Raw genomic sequence first — 19,957 nt, 5'->3', positions numbered from 1 at the left:
ATGGGCGTACTGTCGAGGACATCGCTTGAACCCCCTACGAGCGACCCCCTTTTGCAGTCCGGAAGGTACGCAGCATGTCTCTCGCCCTTGACGCCGCCGCTCAGGATCTCCTTTTCCGCGAGGCCCGCACCGCCAACACGTTCACCGACGAGCCGGTGACCGACGAGCAGGTCCAGGCGATCTACGACCTGGTGAAGTACGGCCCGACCGCCTTCAACCAGACCCCGCTGCGCATCACCCTGGTCCGCTCCCCCGAGGCCCGCGAGCGCCTGGTCAAGCACATGGCCGAGGGCAACCGGCCCAAGACCGCCGCCGCCCCGCTCGTCGCGATCCTCTCCGCCGACAACGAGTTCCACGAGGAGCTCCCGGCCCTGCTTCCGCACTTCCCGCAGGCCAAGGACATGTTCTTCGCCGAGCGTCCGGTCCGCGAGCAGTCCGCCGTCCTGAACGCCGCCCTCCAGGCCGCGTACTTCATCGTGGGCGTCCGCGCCGCCGGCCTGGCCGCCGGCCCGATGACCGGCCTGGACTTCGCCGGCGTCCAGAAGGAGTTCCTGGACGACGACCACACCCCGCTGATGGTCATCAACATCGGCAAGCCGGGCGAGGACGCCTGGTTCCCGCGCTCCCCGCGCCTCTCCTTCGACGAGGTCGTCACCACCGTCTGAGTCCGCTGACACGGCGATGACACGCAGAAGGCCCCGCACTCCACGAGTGCGGGGCCTTCGTCGTGCTCTCTCGGATCAGGCCTTCTTCGACTGGAGCGAGCCCACCATCTCGGTGAGCCGCTCGAACGACGCCGTGCCGGTCACCACCGTCGTCGCCCCGCCGTCCACCCGGACGAGCGCGTCGTACTTCGGGCCCTCCCAGCGCTGCCAGACCTGGCCGGCCACGGTCTCGGTCCTCCCGGTGTTCTTCGCCCGCTGGGTGACGTCCGGGACGAAGGTCTTCGGCGCCGCCGTCGACTGGTGGATCGCCACGTACTGGGTGTCCGGCGAGAGGAAACCGAGCTGCCAGGCGTTGGCGTTCTCGCGCTTGTACGAGACGACCGTCGCCTTCCAGCCCTCGCCGAGGCCCTCGGGGGCCAGCACCGGATACGGTGCCGCCCGCTGAGCCGTCAGGAGCTCGACCCGGTAGTCCTTCGCCTTGACCGGTTCGGCGCTCTCATCATGCGGAATGAAGAGATACATCACTCCCGCGGCGACCAAGATCACCCCGAGGGACTGGAACATCCCGCGTACCGTCTGCCTGCCTCGCATACCTGCCACGCGCACCATGGTCGCATCAAGGGTCCGTGCTCATACGTGGGCCCCTCTGCTCATTTTGTCGACGTACCGATAGAGTCACAGCACCCTCCCTTAACCGGCCGTCGCCGTACAGAAAGGTGCGTTCCGATGACCGAGCAGCAGAATCTGCCGCCCGAGCTCGTGGTCTCCCCCGAGGCTCCCGACCGCAACCTCGCCCTTGAGCTGGTCCGCGTCACCGAGGCCGCCGCCATGGCCGCCGGCCGCTGGGTCGGCCGCGGCGACAAGATCGGCGCCGACGGCGCGGCGGTCAACGCCATGCGCACCCTGATCTCCACCGTCTCGATGAACGGCGTGGTCGTCATCGGCGAGGGCGAGAAGGACGAAGCGCCCATGCTCTTCAACGGCGAGCGGGTCGGCGACGGCACCGGCGCCGAGGTCGACATCGCCGTCGACCCGATCGACGGCACCACGCTGAACGCCAAGGGCATGCCGAACGCGATCGCCGTCCTGGCCGCCGCCGACCGCGGCACCATGTTCGACCCGTCCGCGGTCTTCTACATGGACAAGCTGGTCACCGGCCCCGAGGCCGCCGACTTCGTCGACATCAACGCCCCCGTCTCGGTCAACATCCGCCGGGTCGCCAAGGCGAAGAACTCCTCCCCCGAGGACATCACGGTCGTCATCCTGGACCGCCCCCGTCACGAGGGCATCGTCAAGGAGATCCGCGAGACCGGCGCCCGCATCAAGTTCATCTCGGACGGCGACGTCGCCGGTTCGATCATGGCCGTCCGCGAGGGCACCGGCGTCGACATGCTCATGGGCGTCGGCGGCACCCCCGAGGGCATCATCTCCGCCTGCGCCATCAAGTGCCTCGGCGGTGTGATCCAGGGCAAGCTGTGGCCGAAGGACGAGGCCGAGCGCCAGAAGGCCCTCGACGCGGGCCACGACCTGGACCGGGTGCTCTCCACGAACGACCTGGTCGGCGGCGACAACGTGTTCTTCGTCGCGACCGGCATCACCGACGGCGAGCTGCTCCGAGGCGTGCGCTACCGCGCCGAGACGGCGACCACGCAGTCGCTCGTCATGCGCTCGAAGTCCGGCACGATCCGCCAGATCGACTCCACGCACCGGCTCTCCAAGCTGCGCGCGTACAGCAAGATCGACTTCGACCGCGCGAAGTAGCCGCGCCGCTCGAAGGAGCACCGACGCTTCGCCACGAAGCGGCACGAAGAGGGGCGCCCCCATGTGCGGTGGGGGCGCCCCTTCCCGTACGGAACGACGGCGGTGGCCGCGCTCCCGTCAGCCGCGAGGGCTGTGCGTCTCGGTCAGCCCGCCTGGGCGATGCGCTCGGCCGCGGCCGCCTTCCGCAGCTCCACCTCGCGCCGTCGGCGGCGGGCCAGGGCGACGCGGCGCTCCGCCGCGGTGAGCCCGCCCCACACCCCGTACGGCTCGGGCTGGAGGAGCGCGTGCTCCCGGCACTCGACCATCACGGGACAGCGGCCGCAGACCCGCTTGGCCGCCGCCTCACGCGCGAGCCGCGCGGCGGTCGGCTCCTTGGAGGGGGCGAAGAACAGTCCGGCCTCGTCCCGGCGGCACACCGCCTCCGCGTGCCAAGGACCGGCCTCGTCCTCCCGTGCAGGGGCGCGCTGAGGGGGTACGGCGGCGACCTGGAGGGGCTGATGCGGCAGTTGCAGCACGGTCTACTCCTGACGACGGCTTCGCGAGCGAGCGGCGATGCACCAGCCCTACCCGCTGTGCGGGCGCCTATGCACTGCGTGCCGCGCCGTTCCGCACTGCGGATACCCGAGGGCGAATTCCGGTCACCCCCGAGCCGCCGGTCGGAACGGCGTGTCGGAGCCGGCCGACGGACCCGACGCCGGACCGAGCCGCCGGAGCCGGCCGCCGGAGCCGCGCGCCCCGCACGTCACACCGCCCCGCGCGACGTCACGACCCTCGCACTACGTCACACCGCCTCGCGCGTCGCCGCGTCAGTGGCCGAGATGCTTGCGCATCCGGTCCTGGAGGTCGGTGATCCACTTGCCGCGCTTGGGTCTCGCCTCGACGTTCCCGAAGACCGAGTAGCCGTTGATGACGACGACCGGGGCCTGCGGGTCGACGCCCTCCAGGGTCACGACCTCGAAGTTGCCGAAGATCCCGCTGCCGTTGCCCCGCAGGCTGATGTTCTCCGGGACCCGGACCTCGACGTTGCCGAAGATCGACGTGGCGTTGATGGTGGTCAGCCGCTGCGCGAAGATCGCCTCGGTCAGGTCGATCTCGATGTTCCCGAAGAGCGCGAACGCGTTCGTCCGTCGGCTCACCCGCCACCGTCCCTTGCGGGTGGTGCTGGAAAAGATCGCGACGAGGTTGGCCGGGGGGCCGTCGGCTTCCTCCGGGCCGTACCCGTAGTCCGGAGCGGGCTCCTGGCGCGTCCGGGCGCCCGGCAGGTCGCGGACGATCGGCTCCAGCTCCCCGACGGTCTTCGCCCGGTACACCGAGTCGATCCGGTCCGAGTGCTCCTCGGCGTCGATCCGCCCCTCGGCCAGGGCGTCCCTGAGGATGTCCGCGATCCGGTCCCGGTCCGCGTCCGAGGCCCGCAACGAGCCCTGCGGGTCGGCGAAGACGGTCTCCGCGGGGGCGTGCTCGGCGGGTGCGGCCTGCCGCTGCGGCTCCGGCTGCTTTTCGGGTTCGGGCTTCTTTTCGAGGTCCACGTCGCCAGCCTAGCGAAACGCGATAGATCGCGACCAGGGGGCGGGGCCGTGGCCTGTGGACAAGGTCCCGAACCAGGGGCCGGAAACGGCGGGTTGACGCCACGCCCCGACCCGGCCGAGCCGAACCGGGCCCGGCCGCCCGACCCGCCGGAACACGCCACTCCGGCACGGTCCCGGTCCCAAGTGAGCCTTACCTCACAGGACCGCTCCCCGGCCCGCGTTCTACGCTGGAGGGCGCACTGCCAACGGAGGCGGTGCGCCGTCTTGCCGAGTGAGGAATGGCCCCCATGCCAGAGTTTGCGTACTCCGATCTGCTCCCCCTGGGAGAGGACACCACGCCCTACCGCCTGGTGACCTCCGAAGGTGTCTCCACCTTCGAGGCCGACGGCCGTACGTTCCTCAAGGTCGAGCCGGAGGCGCTGCGCACCCTCGCCGCCGAGGCGATCAAGGACATCCAGCACTTCCTGCGCCCGGCCCACCTGGCCCAGCTGCGCCGCATCATCGACGACCCCGAGGCCTCGTCGAACGACAAGTTCGTCGCGCTCGACCTCCTCAAGAACGCGAACATCGCCGCCGCCGGCGTCCTGCCCATGTGCCAGGACACGGGCACCGCGATCGTCATGGGCAAGCGCGGGCAGAACGTGCTGACCTCCGGCCGCGACGAGGAGGCCCTGTCCAAGGGCATCTACGACGCGTACACCAAGCTCAACCTGCGGTACTCGCAGATGGCCCCGGTCACCATGTGGGAGGAGAAGAACACCGGCTCGAACCTGCCCGCGCAGATCGAGCTGTACGCGACCGACGGCGGCGCGTACAAGTTCCTCTTCATGGCCAAGGGCGGTGGCTCCGCCAACAAGTCCTTCCTCTACCAGGAGACGAAGGCCGTCCTCAACGAGGCGAGCATGATGAAGTTCCTGGAGGAGAAGATCCGCTCGCTCGGCACGGCCGCCTGCCCGCCGTACCACCTGGCGATCGTCGTCGGCGGCACGTCCGCCGAGTTCGCGCTCAAGACCGCGAAGTACGCCTCCGCGCACTACCTGGACGAGCTGCCCGCCGAGGGCTCGGCCGAGACCGGCCACGGCTTCCGCGACAAGGAGCTGGAGGAGAAGGTCTTCGAGCTGACGCAGAAGATCGGCATCGGCGCGCAGTTCGGCGGCAAGTACTTCTGCCACGACGTCCGCGTCGTCCGCCTTCCCCGCCACGGCGCCTCGCTTCCCGTCGCGATCGCCGTCTCCTGCTCGGCCGACCGCCAGGCCGTCGCGAAGATCACCGCCGAGGGCGTCTTCCTGGAGCAGCTGGAGACCGACCCGGCGCGCTTCCTGCCGGAGACGACCGACGACCATCTCTCCGAGGAGAGCGACGTCGTCACCATCGACCTGAACCAGCCGATGGACGACATCCTCGCCGAGCTGACCAAGTACCCGGTCAAGACCCGCCTCTCCCTCAACGGCCCGCTGGTCGTGGCGCGCGACATCGCGCACGCCAAGATCAAGGAGCGCCTGGACGCGGGCGAGGAGATGCCGCAGTACCTGAAGGACCACCCGGTCTACTACGCGGGCCCGGCGAAGACCCCCGAGGGGTTCGCCTCCGGTTCCTTCGGCCCGACGACGGCCGGCCGGATGGACTCGTACGTGGAGCAGTTCCAGGCGGCGGGCGGCTCGAAGGTCATGCTGGCCAAGGGCAACCGCTCGCAGCAGGTCACGAACGCCTGCGGCAGCCACGGCGGCTTCTACCTCGGCTCGATCGGCGGCCCGGCGGCGCGGCTCGCGCAGGACTGCATCAAGAAGGTCGAGGTCGTCGAGTACGAGGAGCTCGGCATGGAGGCGGTCTGGAAGATCGAGGTCGAGGACTTCCCGGCGTTCATCGTGGTGGACGACAAGGGGAACGACTTCTTCCAGAACCCGGCCCCGGAGCCGACGTTCACGCACATCCCGGTGCGGGGCCCCGGTCTCGGCTGATCACCCGACACCCGGCGTCCGCTCCCCGGTCCTCCCGGAGCGGACGTCCGACGCCCGCCCCTCGGGCCTCCCCGACCCGACGCTCGACGTCCGCCCCTCGGTCCTCCCGGACCGGGGGGCTTCGTCGTTCGCTCAGAAAGTCGCTACCGACCGGTAGCCATCTCGTTGCCTACTGTCCAGTATTGGGCGCGAGCATGCCAAAGTCCCCGAGCCGGTCGACCAAGGAGCCCCCCATGCCCGTCACGCCCTTCCGCAGGCGCGCCGCCGCCGGAACCACCGCCACGCTCGCACTGACGGCCTTCCTCGTCGTCGGCCCCGCGCCCACCGCCTCCGCCTCCGACCCGGACGGCCACAGCACGTCGGCCGCCGCCCTCAAGGACGTCGACTACACGACCTGGCGCCGTGACGTGGCCGCCGTGGTCGCGCAGGCCCGCCCGTACATCGAGGAGCGTTCCAGGAACGCCGGCGACGAGAAGCAGGCGATCGTCCTCGACATCGACAACAGCTCGCTGGAGACGGACTTCCACCCCTTCTGGGAGCTGCCGACCCCGGCCATCGCCGAGGTGCGCACCCTCGTCCGCGAGGCCCACGACCGCGGGGTCGACATCTTCTTCGTCACCGCCCGCCCGGGCATCATCCACTCGCTCACGGACTGGAACCTGAAGCAGGCCGGCTACCCCGTCGACGGGCTGTACGTGCGCTCGCTCCCCGACCTGTTCGCCGAGGTCAGCGCGTACAAGACGGAGCAGCGCGCCAAGATCGAGGGCAAGGGCTACACGATCATCGCGAACATCGGCAACAACACCACCGATCTGGTCGGCGGTCACGCCGAGCGCACGTTCAAGCTCCCGGACTACGGCGGCAAGCTCTCCTGAACCACCGCGGTGGGCCCGGCCCGGGCCCCGTCCGGGCGGCTCACCCGGTGACGCCGGGCACGCCATTACGCTGACGCGCATGAGACACCCGATACGGACCCTGGCCCAGGTCACCGCCGGCCTGGCGGCGGGGCTGCTGCTCGCCGGCTGCGCCGACATCGAGCCGTTGCCCGAGGTCACACAGGGCGCACGGCCGACGGCGGCGCCCGCCACGGAGACGCCCGGGGCCGCCGCGGCGGCTCTGACCGTCGGCGGTCCGGGGACGGTCTGCGCGCTGCCCGTCTCGTTCGGGGTGGCGGAGAAGTGGACGCCGAAGGCGGTCGAGGACCCCGAGAACCCGGAGTTCGCGGCGCTCACCCGGCAGGGGCCGGCCACCGTGCGCTGCGAGGTCGACGCCAAGCCGGCCGGGCACGTGGGCTTCCTGCGGGTGTGGACGGCCGGGAAGGGGCCGGCCAGGGCGGCCCTCGAAGGGTTCGTGAAGGCCGAGCGGAACGCGTCCGAGGTGTCCTACAAGGAGAGCGGGTCCGGCGCGGGGCCCGTCACCGAGGTGACGTACACCGTCTTCAACAAGGTGATGGAGGAGTCGAAGGAGGAGCGCGCCTTCGCCGTCTCGACGCCGAAGGGGACGGTGATCGTGCACCTCGGCGGGATCGACACCGCGGAGCACCGGGCGATGATCCCGGCCTACGAGCTGGCCAGGACGACCCTCAAGGCGCTCTGAGCCCGCACCGGCACCGAGCACGGCCGTGGCCCCCGTCCGATCGCGGACGGGGGCCACGGCCCTGAGGGAACGCGCGCCGGCTACGCGAACCTCTGGTTCGCCGATCCGTCGCAGGTCTGGAGCCTGATCGGCTGCTTCGCCGCGCTCTGGGTGAGGCAGAGGCCGGTCGCGTCGACCGGCCGGATCGTGGCGCCGTCGCGGACGAACTTCTGGTTGGCGCCGCCGTGGCAGTTCCACAGGACGAGCGCCTCGCCCGCCTGGTAGCCGGGCGCGGGGACGTCCAGGCAGCGGTCCTGGGTCAGCTGGGTGTGGACGGTGCGGCGGGTGGAGTCGTACCACCAGCCCTGGTTGCGGCCGCCGTGGCAGTCCCAGCCGAGGACGGCGGTGCCGTTGGACGAGGCGGCCGCGTCGACGTCCAGGCAGTTTCCGGTCGCCTGGTTCTTCAGCGGCTTGTAGGCGTCGTCCCAGGCGAGCGGGAAGAGGGTCGGCGTGCCCGAGGAGTTCACGTCGGCGCAACCGGCCTCACGCGCATCCGAGTTGTAGATCTGGGTGAGGCAGGACGCGAAGGCGGCGTGCCCGCGCGCGTTGGGATGGAAGGACTGCCGCACGGAGTTCTCGTCCGGGGTCCCGGGCTTGGAGAGGTCGATGTAGAGACCGCGGGCCCAGGCGTCCTCCATGCAGACCTCGTGGCCGTGGAAGAGCCGCGAGTTGTCGAGGTAGACGGCGCCGGTGGAGGCGGCCGCCGCGCGCATCCCGCGCTCGAAGGCGGGGACGGCGGTGTTGCGGCCCCAGACGGTGTCGGAGTCGTAGCCGAGCCCGCCGCAGATCAGCTTCCCGGGGAAGTCGGGGTTGTCGCGGAAGTCGGGGCCGATGGGGCTGGGGTAGCCCATGACGACGAGCTTGTAGTCGCCGTCGGCGTAACCGGCGTCGCGCATCACGGTCCTGAGGTCGCGGACGGTCTGCTCGACCTTGGGGACGAGCGCGTCGACGCGGGCCTGCCAGCCGCCCGCGTACTTGGGCTCGCAGGCGCCCTGGAGCAGCAGGTAGCGGGTGACGCAGTCGGTCATGACGGGACCGAACTGCAGGTCGTCGTTGGCGCCGGCGACGAGGGTGATCATCTTGATCCGGGTGTTGCGCGCCTTGACGGCCAGGTTGTCGCTCTGGACGAGCTCGTCGGCGTACTGCTTCGAGCCGCCGATCCGGATGTTGCCGGTGTACGCGCCGGAGCAGGACACGTTGAACGTGAGGTCCGCGGGGATTCCGGTGCGGTGGATGGCGGCGTCGGGCGAGCGGTGGCACCAGTTGGTGGGACCGTTGGTCGGGGACTCGTAGGTGCCGACTCCCTCGCCGGAGATCTCGCTGTCGCCGAGCGAGATCAGGCCGGTCCTGCGCTGGGCGAGCGGGCGCTCCTCGGGGCTGCCGTAGATCTTGGTGGCCTCGGCGGCGCGGACGGCTTCGAGGGCGGGCGGGAGCGGTACGGCGGCGGTCACCGCGGTGGTGCCGGCGGCGCCCGTGCCGGCCGCTCCGGCGGGGGCGGCTGCGGTCATCGTGCCGAGCGCGGCGGCGGCCGCGGCGAGGACGGCGATGGGCCAGCGGTGTCTGTACCTGGTGCGCGTCATTGCGCCTCCTGGAAGTGGGGTTACCCACGGTTTTTACTGGCCGGTACGCCCGATGGGAATACATCGAACAAGACAAGTGCTCATCTTTTGCAGGAGGTTGAGGAACATGAACGACACAGACCAGGCCGACGGTTACCGGATCGAGCACGACTCCATGGGTGAGGTGCGGGTCCCCTCACACGCCAAGTGGCGGGCCCAGACCCAGCGGGCCGTGGAGAACTTCCCGGTCTCCGGGCAGCGCCTGGAGCGCGCCCACATCGAGGCCCTCGCCCGGATCAAGGCCGCCGCCGCCCAGGTCAACGCCGAGCTCGGCGTGATCGACCGGGACCGCGCCGAGGCCATCGCCTCGGCGGCGGCGGAGGTCGCCGAGGGGCGCTGGGACGAGCACTTCCCGGTGGACGTCTTCCAGACCGGATCCGGCACCTCGTCCAACATGAACACCAACGAGGTGATCGCCACCCTCGCCACCGAGCGGCTCCCCGAGGGCCGCGAGGTCCACCCCAACGACCATGTGAACGCCTCGCAGTCGTCCAACGACGTCTTCCCGTCCTCGATCCACATCGCGGCCACCGGCGCCGTCATCCGCGACCTGATCCCCGCCCTCGATCATCTGGCCGCTTCACTTGAGCGAAAATCGGCCGAATTCGCGTCGGTGGTGAAGTCCGGCCGCACCCACCTCATGGACGCCACCCCGGTCACCCTCGGCCAGGAGTTCGGCGGCTACGCGGCGCAGGTCAGGTACGGCGTCGAGCGGCTGCGCTCCGCCCTCCCCCGGCTCGCCGAACTCCCCCTCGGCGGTACGGCGGTGGGCACCGGCATCAACACCCCGGCCGGCTTCTCCGCGGCCGTCATCACGGAGGTCGCCCGCGCGACCGGCCTGCCGCTGACCGAGGCCCGCGACCACTTCGAGGCACAGGGTGCCCGGGACGCCCTGGTGGAGACGTCCGGGCAGCTCCGCACGATCGCGGTCTCCCTCACCAAGATCGCCAACGATCTGCGCTGGATGGCCAGCGGACCCCGCACGGGCCTCGCCGAGATCAACCTCCCCGACCTCCAGCCCGGCTCGTCGATCATGCCGGGCAAGGTGAACCCGGTGATCCCCGAGGCGGTCCTCATGGTCGCCGCACAGGTGACCGGAAACGACACCACGGTGGCGGTGGCGGGCGCGGCCGGGAACTTCGAGCTCAACGTGATGCTGCCGGTGATGGCCAAGAACCTCCTGGAGTCCGTACGGCTCCTCGCCAACGCGTCCAGGCTGCTCGCCGACCGCACGGTCGACGGCATCACCGCCAACGTCGAGCGGGCCCGCGAGTACGCCGAGTCCTCGCCGTCCGTGGTCACCCCGCTGAACAAGTACATCGGCTACGAGGAGGCCGCCAAGGTCGCGAAGAAGTCGCTGGCCGAGCGGAAGACCATCCGGGAGGTGGTGCTGGAGTCCGGGTACGTGGAGCGCGGCGACCTGACGGTCGAGCAGCTGGACGAGGCGCTGGACGTGCTGCGGATGACCCGCCCGTGAGGGACCCCTCGGCCCTCGTACGACCCGCCCGTGACAGAAGTACCCGGATGACTCATCCGTGATCCATGCCGCTGCGGTCGTGGGAGCGCGCCCCTAAGATCTGCGCATGACAGGATCGGGCGGCTCTCAGCATTGGGCGCCGGGGGAGCACATCCTCTGGCGCTACCGCGGCAACGGCACCGGAGACGTGCACATCTGCCGACCGGTGACGGTCGTCCAGGACACGCCGGACCTCCTCGCGGTCTGGATGGCGCCCGGCACGGAATGCGTCCGCCCGGTGCTCGCCGACGGCACGCCCGTGCACGAGGAGCCCCTCGCCACCCGCTACACCGCGCCGCGCACCACGGAACGCGCGCGGTGGTCCGGCAGCGGCGTCCTGATGCTGGCACGGCCCGGCGAACCGTGGTCGGTGTGGCTGTTCTGGGAGCGGGGCTGGCGCTTCCGCAGCTGGTACGTGAACCTGGAGGAGCCGCGGGTCCGCTGGTCCGGCGGCTTCGACTCCGAGGACCACTTCCTCGACATCTCCGTCTATCCCGACCGCAGCTGGCTGTGGCGGGACGAGGACGAGTTCGCGCAGGCGCAGCGGTCCGGTCTGATGGGTCCGGAACTGGCCGCGCGCGTGCGTGGCGCCGGGCAACTGGCGGTGGACCGCATCACGGCGTGGGGGGCGCCGTTCTCGGACGGCTGGGAGAACTGGCGGCCCGATCCGGCATGGCGCGTTCCGGAGCTGCCGGCCGACTGGGACCGCACTCCGGCGCACACGGCACCGTGAGACCCTTGATGCGCCCCCGGGGTTCAAACGTAGGATCGTCCTCCGCACGGCAGAGGCGGACCGAACGGCACGTCAGACCGACCGAGCAGCACGTCAACGACCGAACGCAGCGCAGGACCTGACCAGAAGTCATCCACGAGGGGGAGAGCAGTGCCGGACGTCTGCCCGGGTGTTCCGACCCCCGCTGGTGCCACCGCTCGCGGAGCCTTCACATCCACCGCACACAAGGGGTTTAGCCCCGCCGAAGGCGCGGCATCGGCGAGAAGAGCGAGTGCATCGCACCACCGGCCCGGACGGACGGAATCCCACGCGTGACGGAGCATCCCACCTCCCACGAAGGCCGGCAGCCCCTGGCTGCCCGGTCGCAGGAACGCGCGCGCCCTCGCCAGGAGGCAGCGGCCGGCCTGCCCTCCGAGGTGCCCGCACAGCCGGGCGGGCCGACGGGCCCGACGGCCGCCGCGACCCCGGCCGCGGACGCGCCCACTCCCCCGCCGCCCACGGCCCCCGGCGGCCCCGGAACCATGGCCGTCGCCGTGTCGGCGCAGCTCCAGGGCGGCGGCCGCGGCGGGGACACCGTCGCGCGGCGCGAGGGCGAGAAGCTGCGGTTCGTCGGGGCGGCGACGCGGCGCATCGCCCGCGGCATCGACCTGGACGAGATCGTGCTCGGTCTGTGCCGGGCGACCGTGCCGACCTTCTCCGACGAGATCCTGGTCTACCTCCGCGACCCGCTGCCGGTGGGCGACGAGCGGCCGGTCGCGCCGTTCGTGTTGCGGCTGCGCCGCACGGACCGGCTGCGGTTAAGCGATCTGGAGGGCGAGGAGCTCGTCCTCGTACCCGATCCGGATCCGACCCCCGCGGCCGAACTCTGCGAGGTGCGGTCCGGTGGGGCGCTGGCCGAGGTCCTGCGCGGGGTGCGGCCGGTGTTCGGCGACTCCGCCGCCGCCAAGACCGCGCTGACCGAGCTCCTCGGCCCCGAGCATCCGCTGCCCGGCGGGCTGCGGGCCGTCCTCGCGCCGCTGCGCGGCCGGCGCCGGGTGATCGGCGCCGCCGTGTTCCTGCGCAGGCCCGAGCGGGCCGGCTTCGAGCCGAACGACCTGCTCGTCGCCGCGCAGCTGGCCACGCACACGGCGCTCGGCATCGACAAGGCCGTGCTGTACGGCCGTGAGGCGTACATCGCGGACGAGCTGCAGCGGACGATGCTGCCGGACTCGCTGCCGCAGCCGACCGGCGTCAAGCTGGCCTCGCGCTATCTGCCGGCGGCCGAGACGGCCCGGGTGGGCGGCGACTGGTACGACGCGATCCCGCTGCCCGGCAGCCGGGTCGCGCTGGTCGTCGGCGATGTCATGGGCCACTCGATGACCTCGGCGGCGATCATGGGCCAGCTGCGCACGACCGCGCAGACCCTGGCCGGGCTCGACCTGCCGCCGCAGGAGGTCCTGCACCATCTGGACGAGCAGGCGCAGCGGCTCGGCGAGAACCGGATGGCGACCTGCATGTACGCGGTGTACGACCCGGTCTCGCACCGGATCACCGTGGCCAACGCCGGTCATCCGCCGCCGATACTCCTCCACCTGGGCGGCCGCGCCGAGGTGCTGCGGGTGCCCCCGGGCGCGCCGATCGGCGTCGGCGGCGTGGACTTCGAGGCGGTCGAGCTGGACGCCCCGGCCGGGGCCACGCTGCTGCTCTACACGGACGGTCTGGTCGAGTCCCGGCTGCGGGACGTGTGGACCGGCATCGAGCAGCTGCGGGAGCGCCTCGCGGCGACGGCGCAGCTGACCGGGCCGGACCATTCGCCGCCCCTGGAGGCGCTCTGCGACGACGTGCTGGACATGCTGGGTCCCGGTGACCGGGACGACGACATCGCGCTGCTCGCGGCGCGGTTCGACGGCATCGCGCCGAGCGACGTGGCGTACTGGTTCCTGGAGCCGGAGGACGCGGCTCCGGGCCGGGCTCGGCGGCTCGCCCGGCGGGCGCTCGCCCGCTGGGACCTGGAGGAGCTGACGGACTCGGTCGAGCTGCTGATCAGCGAGGTCGTGACCAACGCCGTGCGGTACGCGGAGCGGCCGGTGACGCTGCGGCTGCTGCGGACGGACGTGCTGCGCTGCGAGGTCGGCGACGACTCGCCGCAGCTGCCCCGGCAGCGGCGGGCGCGGGACACCGACGAGGGCGGGCGCGGCCTGTTCCTGGTGAACCGGCTGGCCCGGCGGTGGGGGGCGACCCGGCTCTCGGGCGGCAAGGTGGTCTGGTTCGAGCTGGCGACGCCGAGTCAGTCGTAGCCACGTCAGTCGTGGACCCGACGAGAAGGGCCGGACCCCGCGGGGGTCCGGCCCTTCGTGTCGCTATCGCGGCGTGCGCTCGTTGCCGCCCTGGCTGGGGTCCGGGTCCGGCGGCTCGATCGACGGCGGCGGTGACGGCTCATCGGTGACCGGCGGCGCGCTCGTGGGCTCCGGCGGCGTGGTGGCGGGGTCGCGCGTCGGCTCCGGCGGCGTGGTGGCCGTGGAGGTCGGCGGGGGCGTCGGGCCGGGGGACCGCGTGGTCGGCTCCTCGGTCGGCTCCTCGGTCGTCGGCTCCTCCGTCGGCTCGGTGCTGCCGGTGGGCGTCGGGTCCGGGTCGGTGCCGACCGGGCCGTCGGTCTCCAGGTCGAAGGAGGCGTCGGAGCCGCCGTCGAGGGCGCGGGTGGTGTAGTCGCCCCAGATCTGGGCGGGCGTACGGCCACCGTTGGCGCGGCCCCGGTTGATCGTGTCGGTGAGGGTCACCTGGTTGCCCTTGGCGTCCTCGCCGAAGAGGCCGACGGCGGTGACGAGTTCGGGGGTGTAGCCCACGAACCAGGCGGAACGGTTGTTCTCGGAGGTGCCGGTCTTGCCGGCGGCCTCGTAGTTTCCGGCGGCGCGGGTGCCGGAACCGTTCTGCACGACGCCCCTCATGGCCTGGGTGACGGTGTCGGCGGCCTCGCGGCTGATGACCTGCCCGCCGATCCCCTTGGCGGGGGAGAGCGTGCGGTCCTTGTGCACGGCGGCCTTCACGAGGGTCGGGGTGACCTTCTTGCCGTGGTTGTCGAGCGTGGCGTAGACGCCGGCCATGTCCATGGTGGAGGCGCCCATGGTGCCGAGGGACATGGCGGGGGTCTCGCCGAAGTCGGCGCCGTCCTTCATGCCGAGGGCGAGGGCGGTCTGCTTGGTCCTGGTGGTGCCGACGTCCACGATCATCTGCGCGTAGACGGAGTTGATGGAGCTGTTGGTGGCCTTCTGGACGGTGACGGGGCCGTAGTCGTCGTCGTCCTCGTTCTCCGGCGCGAAGGGGATGTCGCTGCCGACGACCTTGCGCTTGCTGGTGCCGTCGTAGATCGTGCCGAGGCCGATCTCCCGCCCGTCCTGGGTGACCGAGCGGTTCTCGAGCGCGGAGGCGAGGACGATCGGCTTGAAGGTGGAGGCGGGCTGGTAGTCGCGGCGGGTCGCGTTGGACGTCCAGTGCTCGGTGGCGCCGACGCCGCCGTACAGCGCGACGACCTCGCCGGTCTTCGGGTCGACGGAGGTGGCGCCCGCCTGGACGGTGGCGTCCTTCTTGTCGCCCTTGCGGTCGAGCTTGGCCTCCAGCTGCCGGTCGACGGCCTTGACGAGGTCCTTCTGCCGCTTCTCGTCGATGGAGAGGGTGATCGTCCAGCCGCCGGCCTTGATGTCCTCCTCGCTGACGCCCTGGCGCATCAGCTCCTGGTTGGCGGCCTCGACGATGTAGCCGGTCTGGCCCTCCATGCCGGGAAGGGGCTTGGGCTTCTGCGGGACGGGAAACTTCATGGCGGCACGCTCGGCCTGGGGGAGCCAGCCCTCGCCGACCATGTTGTCGAGGACGTAGTTCCACCGGTCCTCGACGAGCTTGCGGCCGGTGGTGCTCGCGGAGGTCCAGTCGTACTGGTTGGGCGCCTGGAGCAGCGAGGCGAGGTAGGCGCCCTGGGCGGTGGTGAGCTGGGTGGCGTCGACGCCGTAGTACGAGCGGGCGGCGGCCTGTATGCCGTAGGCGCTGCGGCCGTAGTAGCTGGTGTTCATGTACCCGGCGAGGATCTCGCTCTTGGTCGACTGCTGGTCGACCTTGATGGCGATGACCATTTCCTTGAGCTTGCGCGTCGCGGTCTGGTCCTGGCTCAGGTAGTAGTTCTTGACGTACTGCTGGGTGATGGTGGAACCACCCTGCTTGCCCTTGCCGGTGATGGTGGACCAGGCGGCGCGGGTGGTGCCCTTGATGTCGACGCCGTTGTCCTTGTAGAAGGTCTTGTTCTCGGCGGCGACGAACGCCTTCTGGACCTGCAGCGGGATCCTGTCGAGGCCGACGATCTCGCGGTTGATCCGGCCGGTACGGGCGAGGACCTTGCCGTCGGCGTACTTGTAGATGTTGCTCTGCATCGTCGCCTCGGCGTTGGCCGTCGGCACCGGGACCAGGAGGTAGACGACGTACAGGGCGCCCATGGCGAGCAGGCAGACCACGAAGAAGGTGCCCAGGAGCTTCTTCCAGGAGAAGAAGCGGCGCAGGCCGCGTTTCCTCACCTTGCTCTTGTCCGGTCGGCCCATGTGTCCTGTCGCTCCGCTCGTCGTGTGTCCCGGCGTGCCTCGGCCCGTGTCCCCGCGCCGGATCGGCTCAGCTAGTCAGCTAACACCGACGATGCAGACAAAGGACAACCGATCACGCCTTTTCCGGACGTGAGAATCAGCACCCATGCCCAGAGGAACCGACGCCCGGGCGGGGCCGATGGTTGCGTGAGGGAGTGCTTCCGCTTTGTGACCGACCCTCCCCCGGCCCGCGCCGGGGCGCTATACATCGCAGGTATACACCCCGTGTACAGTGACCGGCATGTCCATCGGTCACACCCTCCTGGGACTCCTGGAGTCCGGCCCGCGCCACGGTTACGACCTCAAGCGCGCCTTCGACGAGAAGTTCGGCCACGACCGGCCGCTGCACTACGGCCAGGTCTACTCGACCATGTCCCGGCTCCTGAAGAACGGCCTCGTCGTCGTCGACGGCATCGAGGCGGGCGGCGGCCCGGAGCGGAAGCGGTACGCCATCACCGAGGCGGGCATCACCGATGTCGCCCAGTGGCTCACCACCCCCGAGAAGCCCGAGCCGTACCTCCAGTCCACGCTCTACACCAAGGTCGTCCTGGCCCTGCTCACCGGCCGCGGCGCCGCCGAGCTCCTCGACACCCAGCGCGCCGAGCACCTGCGCCTGATGCGTGAGCTCACCCGCCGCAAGAAGGACGGCGACCTCGCAGACCAGCTCATCTGCGACCACGCCCTCTTCCACCTGGAAGCGGACCTGCGCTGGCTGGAACTGACCGCCGCCCGTCTCGACCGGCTCGCCGAGGAGATCCGCCGATGAGCTCGACCCCGCTCCTGACCGCCACCGGCCTCGACAAGGCCTACGGCCCGACCGCGGCGCTCGCCGGCGCCTCCTTCGCCCTCCGGGCCGGCGAGGTCGTCGCCATCATGGGACCCTCCGGCTCCGGCAAGTCGACCCTGCTGCACTGCCTGGCCGGCATCGTGCGCCCCGACGCGGGCACGATCACCTACGACGGACGCGAGCTCACCGCGCTGTCCGACACCGTGCTCAGCGCCCTGCGCCGTACCGACTTCGGATTCGTCTTCCAGTTCGGCCAGCTCGTCCCCGAGCTGACCTGCGTCGAGAACGTGGCCCTCCCGCTCCGCCTCAACGGCGAGAAGCGGAAGGCCGCCGAGGCCCGGGCCGCCGAGTGGATGGCCCGCCTGGAGGTCGACGACACCGCGCACAAGCGTCCCGGCGAGATATCCGGCGGCCAGGGCCAGCGCGTCGCCGTCGCCCGCGCGCTCGTCACCGCCCCGCGGGTGATCTTCGCCGACGAGCCGACCGGCGCGCTCGACTCCCTCAACGGCGAGCGGGTCATGCGGCTGCTCACCGACGCCTCACGGGACACCGGCGCCGCCGTCGTCCTCGTCACCCACGAGGCCCGCGTCGCCGCCTACTCGGACCGCGAGATCGTCGTACGCGACGGAGCCGTACGCGACGCGGAGTGGGTGGCATGACGCTCCGCACCTGGACCCGCGACCTGGCGCTCGGCGCCCGGTTCGCGGTCACCGGAGGCCGCTCGGGCCTCCTCCGCACCCTGCTGACCGCGACCGGGGTCGGCTTCGGCGTGGCCCTGCTGCTGCTCGCCTCCTCCCTGCCGAACATGCTCTTCGAGCGGGAGGTACGCGAGTCCGTCCGCGCCGTCGACGCCAGCGAGCTGGTCAACGCGCCCCGGGACGACTCCTTCCTCCATCTCGGCAGGACCACCGTCTACCGGGACGACGTCATCAGCGGCCTGCTTCTCACGCCGGAGGGCGACAGCCCGGCGCTCCCGCCGGGCGCGGCGGCGTTCCCCCAGCGCGGCGAGATGCTGGTCTCCCCCGCGCTCCGGGACCTGCTCGACTCCCCCGACGGCGCCCTCCTCAAGGAGCGCCTCCCCTACAAGGTCGCCGGGACGATCGGGCGGGACGGACTCATCGGCCCCGCCGACCTGCGGTACGTCGCCCACGTCGGCTTCCTCACCACCGACAACTTCGACGGGCGCGGCGTGCGCTACGGCTGGTCGGTGCCCGAGGAACCGATGAACGCGTTCCTGATCCTCCTCGTCGTCGTCGCCTGCGTCGTCCTGCTCCTGCCCGTGCTCGTCTTCATCGCCACCGCCGTCCGTTTCGGCGGCGAACAGCGCGACCGGCGTCTCGCGGCGCTCCGCCTCGTCGGCGCCGACACCGCCATGACCCGGCGGATCGCGGCCGGCGAGTCCCTCGCGGGCGCGCTGCTCGGACTCCTGGTGGGCCTCGGACTCTTCGCGGTGGCCCGGCAGTTCGCCGGGGCGTTCACCATCTGGGACGTCAACGCCTTCCCGTCCGACGTCGTGCCGATGCCCGCGCTCGCCGTGCTCGCCCTCGTCACCGTCCCGGTCTCCTCCGTCGTGGTCACCCTCTTCGCGTTGCGCGGTGTGGTGATCGAGCCGCTCGGGGTCGTCCGGGTCTCCACCCCCCGGCGCCGGCGGCTGTGGTGGCGCCTGCTGCTCCTCGCGGCCGGGGTGGCGCTGCTCGTCCCGCTCATGGGCGAGGTCCGGGTGACCGAGACGAGCATCGACACCGTGGGCGTGGCGACCGGCACCACCCTCGCCCTGATCGGTCTGACCACGCTGCTGCCGTGGCTCGTCGAGGCCGGGGTGAAGCGTCTGCACGCGGGCCCGGTGGCCTGGCAGCTCGCCGTCCGCCGGCTCCAGCTGAGCAGTGGCACGGCGGCCCGCGCGGTCAGCGGCATCGTCGTCGCGGCGACGGGCGCGATCGCGCTCCAGATGCTCTTCCAGGCGATGGAGCACGACTTCACCGAGGTCACCGGCCAGGACGTGTCCCGCGCCCAGATCGCCGTCGGCGTCGACGCCGGCACCGGCGCCGAGGCCCGCGCCATGATCGACCGCTTCGAGCGGACCAAGGGCGTCACCGGCGTCACCGGCGTCGTGGAGTCGCATGTGTGGCGTCCCGGCCCCCTGAAGGGGGGCGAGGAGTTCGCCCCGATGACCTCGCTCAGGGTCGGCGACTGCGCCTCCCTCGCGGAGTTCGCCACCCTGCCCTCCTGCACGGACGGCGACGTGTTCGTCTTCCTCGCGCACGGCGCGCAGGGCAACCCGGACGACTCCTTCGTCACCAGGGCGGCGCGGCCCGGCGCCATGGTCGCCCTGCGCGACCCGCATCCGCACCCGAGCGAGCCGAAGCGCGCCGAGGGCGGCCCGCTGCCGCAGTGGCGCATCCCCGCCACCGCCCGGGTCGTGGACTCCCGCCCGGACCCGACGGGCATGTACGAGTACGGCGTCCTCGCCACCCCGAAGGCGATCGACACCGCCCGGCTCGACGACCCCGACGCGCAGGCCATGGTCCGGCTCGACCCGGCCGTGCCGGACGCCGCCGACCTCGTACGGAACACGGCGGAGGCCATCTCCCCGACGTCCTGGGTCCGCACGCTCGCGGACACGGAGCGGGACGCCGCGTTCAGCAGCGTCCGCACCGGCATCCTCGTCGGCTCCACGCTGACGATGCTGCTGGTGGCGGCCTCGCTCCTGGTCGCGACCCTGGAGCAGCTCAGGGACCGCAAGCGGCTGCTCTCCTCGCTGGTCGCCTTCGGCACCCGGCGCTCCACCCTGAGCTTGTCGGTGCTGTGGCAGACGGCGGTGCCGATCGTCCTCGGTCTGGTCCTCGCCGTCGCGGGCGGGACCGGCCTGGGGGTCGTCCTGCTGAAGATGGGCGGGCAACAGGTCCAGGACTGGTGGGTCTTCCTGCCCGTCGTCGGGATCGGTCTCGGCCTGATCGTGGCCGTGACGCTGCTGAGCATGCCGGTCCTCTGGCGCCTGATGCGGGCGGACGGGCTGCGCACGGAGTAACCCTCCGGGCGCATGTACGAGGAGAGGGGCGGCGGCTCCTGACACCGGGGGGTGTCAGGAGCCGGCGCCCCTCACCCGTACCGGCGAATCCCGGGAGCGGACGCCCTGTCCCGTACCGGGAGGCCCGAGGC

General features: G+C 71.4%; 16 protein-coding genes. 11 read left to right on the top strand and 5 right to left on the bottom strand.

Translation table 11 applies throughout. The features are described from left to right. Positions 1–74 precede the first annotated feature (74 nt). Positions 75–665 (top strand): malonic semialdehyde reductase, encoded by a 591-nt coding sequence (locus ACIP8Z_RS24110; protein ID WP_319310131.1) that lies wholly within the window; start codon positions 75–77, stop codon positions 663–665. Positions 666–740: 75 nt separating this feature from the next. Here the strand turns inward: ACIP8Z_RS24110 and ACIP8Z_RS24105 are convergent, their stop codons facing one another. Further along, positions 741–1,274 (bottom strand): DUF4245 domain-containing protein, encoded by a 534-nt coding sequence (locus ACIP8Z_RS24105; RefSeq protein WP_402086678.1) that lies wholly within the window; start codon positions 1,272–1,274, stop codon positions 741–743. A gap of 117 nt (positions 1,275–1,391) precedes the next feature. Between ACIP8Z_RS24105 and glpX the strand changes: the two genes are divergently transcribed. Beyond that, entirely contained in the window at positions 1,392–2,426 is a 1,035-nt protein-coding gene (gene glpX / locus ACIP8Z_RS24100; RefSeq protein ID WP_030320583.1) for a class II fructose-bisphosphatase, read from the top strand. A 143-nt stretch (positions 2,427–2,569) separates the two neighbouring features. Here glpX and ACIP8Z_RS24095 read toward each other — a convergent pair whose 3' ends face one another. Both ACIP8Z_RS24095 and ACIP8Z_RS24090 read right to left on the bottom strand, forming a co-directional pair. Then, positions 2,570–2,941: a WhiB family transcriptional regulator gene (locus tag ACIP8Z_RS24095; RefSeq protein WP_402086675.1), complete on the bottom strand. Its 372-nt coding sequence runs from the start codon at positions 2,939–2,941 to the stop codon at positions 2,570–2,572. 291 nt (positions 2,942–3,232) lie between these two features. Then, positions 3,233–3,952, bottom strand: coding sequence for a DUF1707 domain-containing protein (locus tag ACIP8Z_RS24090; RefSeq protein WP_402086673.1), 720 nt, complete (start codon positions 3,950–3,952; stop codon positions 3,233–3,235). Between the two features lie 287 nt (positions 3,953–4,239). On the opposite strand from ACIP8Z_RS24090, the gene ACIP8Z_RS24085 reads away from it, so the two are divergent. The 3 genes from ACIP8Z_RS24085 to ACIP8Z_RS24075 all read left to right on the top strand — a co-directional run bounded on the left by ACIP8Z_RS24085 (position 4,240) and on the right by ACIP8Z_RS24075 (position 7,506). Further along, a complete protein-coding gene (locus tag ACIP8Z_RS24085) occupies positions 4,240–5,910 on the top strand; it encodes a fumarate hydratase (RefSeq protein ID WP_402086670.1) in 1,671 nt (556 codons plus the stop codon). A gap of 233 nt (positions 5,911–6,143) precedes the next feature. Next, positions 6,144–6,785, top strand: a complete 642-nt coding sequence (locus tag ACIP8Z_RS24080) for an HAD family acid phosphatase (protein ID WP_402086667.1) — start codon at positions 6,144–6,146, stop codon at positions 6,783–6,785. Between the two features lie 79 nt (positions 6,786–6,864). Beyond that, entirely contained in the window at positions 6,865–7,506 is a 642-nt protein-coding gene (locus tag ACIP8Z_RS24075; RefSeq protein WP_402086665.1) for a lipoprotein, read from the top strand. Positions 7,507–7,586: 80 nt separating this feature from the next. Here the strand turns inward: ACIP8Z_RS24075 and ACIP8Z_RS24070 are convergent, their stop codons facing one another. Next, positions 7,587–9,125, bottom strand: coding sequence for a ricin-type beta-trefoil lectin domain protein (locus ACIP8Z_RS24070; protein WP_402086663.1), 1,539 nt, complete (start codon positions 9,123–9,125; stop codon positions 7,587–7,589). A gap of 106 nt (positions 9,126–9,231) precedes the next feature. Between ACIP8Z_RS24070 and ACIP8Z_RS24065 the strand changes: the two genes are divergently transcribed. From ACIP8Z_RS24065 to ACIP8Z_RS24055, 3 genes are all read left to right on the top strand, one after another. Further along, positions 9,232–10,641: a class II fumarate hydratase gene (locus tag ACIP8Z_RS24065; RefSeq protein ID WP_402086660.1), complete on the top strand. Its 1,410-nt coding sequence runs from the start codon at positions 9,232–9,234 to the stop codon at positions 10,639–10,641. Positions 10,642–10,747: 106 nt separating this feature from the next. Continuing rightward, the gene (locus ACIP8Z_RS24060; protein WP_402086657.1) at positions 10,748–11,413 is read left to right on the top strand and encodes a DUF402 domain-containing protein; all 666 of its coding nucleotides are present in this window, start codon (positions 10,748–10,750) and stop codon (positions 11,411–11,413) included. 311 nt (positions 11,414–11,724) lie between these two features. Continuing rightward, positions 11,725–13,689 (top strand): SpoIIE family protein phosphatase, encoded by a 1,965-nt coding sequence (locus ACIP8Z_RS24055; RefSeq protein WP_402086654.1) that lies wholly within the window; start codon positions 11,725–11,727, stop codon positions 13,687–13,689. A gap of 63 nt (positions 13,690–13,752) precedes the next feature. On the opposite strand, the gene ACIP8Z_RS24050 is transcribed toward ACIP8Z_RS24055, so the two are convergent. Further along, positions 13,753–15,972, bottom strand: coding sequence for a transglycosylase domain-containing protein (locus tag ACIP8Z_RS24050; protein ID WP_402086651.1), 2,220 nt, complete (start codon positions 15,970–15,972; stop codon positions 13,753–13,755). Between the two features lie 280 nt (positions 15,973–16,252). Here ACIP8Z_RS24050 and ACIP8Z_RS24045 point away from each other — a divergent pair, with 280 nt between their 5' ends. Genes ACIP8Z_RS24045 through ACIP8Z_RS24035 form a run of 3 tightly spaced genes read left to right on the top strand, consistent with a single transcriptional unit; the run spans position 16,253 to position 19,826 of the window. Next, positions 16,253–16,777, top strand: a complete 525-nt coding sequence (locus ACIP8Z_RS24045) for a PadR family transcriptional regulator (protein WP_017239865.1) — start codon at positions 16,253–16,255, stop codon at positions 16,775–16,777. Next, complete coding sequence (locus tag ACIP8Z_RS24040) at positions 16,774–17,457, top strand: ABC transporter ATP-binding protein (protein ID WP_402086648.1); 684 nt, start codon at positions 16,774–16,776, stop codon at positions 17,455–17,457. Before ACIP8Z_RS24045 ends, ACIP8Z_RS24040 begins: the two co-directional genes overlap by 4 nt. After that, positions 17,454–19,826, top strand: a complete 2,373-nt coding sequence (locus tag ACIP8Z_RS24035; protein WP_402086646.1) for an FtsX-like permease family protein — start codon at positions 17,454–17,456, stop codon at positions 19,824–19,826. Before ACIP8Z_RS24040 ends, ACIP8Z_RS24035 begins: the two co-directional genes overlap by 4 nt. Positions 19,827–19,957 lie beyond the last annotated feature (131 nt).

This window comes from Streptomyces sp. NPDC088553 (genome assembly GCF_044752965.1).
Classification (GTDB): domain Bacteria; phylum Actinomycetota; class Actinomycetes; order Streptomycetales; family Streptomycetaceae; genus Streptomyces.
This window is presented reverse-complemented; position numbering and strand designations above follow the sequence as displayed.

What these genes read in the sequence shown, in the direction of transcription:
- ACIP8Z_RS24110 (WP_319310131.1), top strand. Translation starts at nt 75, where the DNA reads ATGTCTCTCGCCCTTGACGCCGCCGCTCAGGATCTCCTTTTCCGCGAG.
- ACIP8Z_RS24105 (WP_402086678.1), bottom strand. Translation starts at nt 1,274, where the DNA reads ATGGTGCGCGTGGCAGGTATGCGAGGCAGGCAGACGGTACGCGGGATG.
- glpX (WP_030320583.1), top strand. Translation starts at nt 1,392, where the DNA reads ATGACCGAGCAGCAGAATCTGCCGCCCGAGCTCGTGGTCTCCCCCGAG.
- ACIP8Z_RS24085 (WP_402086670.1), top strand. Translation starts at nt 4,240, where the DNA reads ATGCCAGAGTTTGCGTACTCCGATCTGCTCCCCCTGGGAGAGGACACC.
- ACIP8Z_RS24080 (WP_402086667.1), top strand. Translation starts at nt 6,144, where the DNA reads ATGCCCGTCACGCCCTTCCGCAGGCGCGCCGCCGCCGGAACCACCGCC.
- ACIP8Z_RS24075 (WP_402086665.1), top strand. Translation starts at nt 6,865, where the DNA reads ATGAGACACCCGATACGGACCCTGGCCCAGGTCACCGCCGGCCTGGCG.
- ACIP8Z_RS24070 (WP_402086663.1), bottom strand. Translation starts at nt 9,125, where the DNA reads ATGACGCGCACCAGGTACAGACACCGCTGGCCCATCGCCGTCCTCGCC.
- ACIP8Z_RS24065 (WP_402086660.1), top strand. Translation starts at nt 9,232, where the DNA reads ATGAACGACACAGACCAGGCCGACGGTTACCGGATCGAGCACGACTCC.
- ACIP8Z_RS24060 (WP_402086657.1), top strand. Translation starts at nt 10,748, where the DNA reads ATGACAGGATCGGGCGGCTCTCAGCATTGGGCGCCGGGGGAGCACATC.
- ACIP8Z_RS24050 (WP_402086651.1), bottom strand. Translation starts at nt 15,972, where the DNA reads ATGGGCCGACCGGACAAGAGCAAGGTGAGGAAACGCGGCCTGCGCCGC.
- ACIP8Z_RS24045 (WP_017239865.1), top strand. Translation starts at nt 16,253, where the DNA reads ATGTCCATCGGTCACACCCTCCTGGGACTCCTGGAGTCCGGCCCGCGC.
- ACIP8Z_RS24040 (WP_402086648.1), top strand. Translation starts at nt 16,774, where the DNA reads ATGAGCTCGACCCCGCTCCTGACCGCCACCGGCCTCGACAAGGCCTAC.
- ACIP8Z_RS24035 (WP_402086646.1), top strand. Translation starts at nt 17,454, where the DNA reads ATGACGCTCCGCACCTGGACCCGCGACCTGGCGCTCGGCGCCCGGTTC.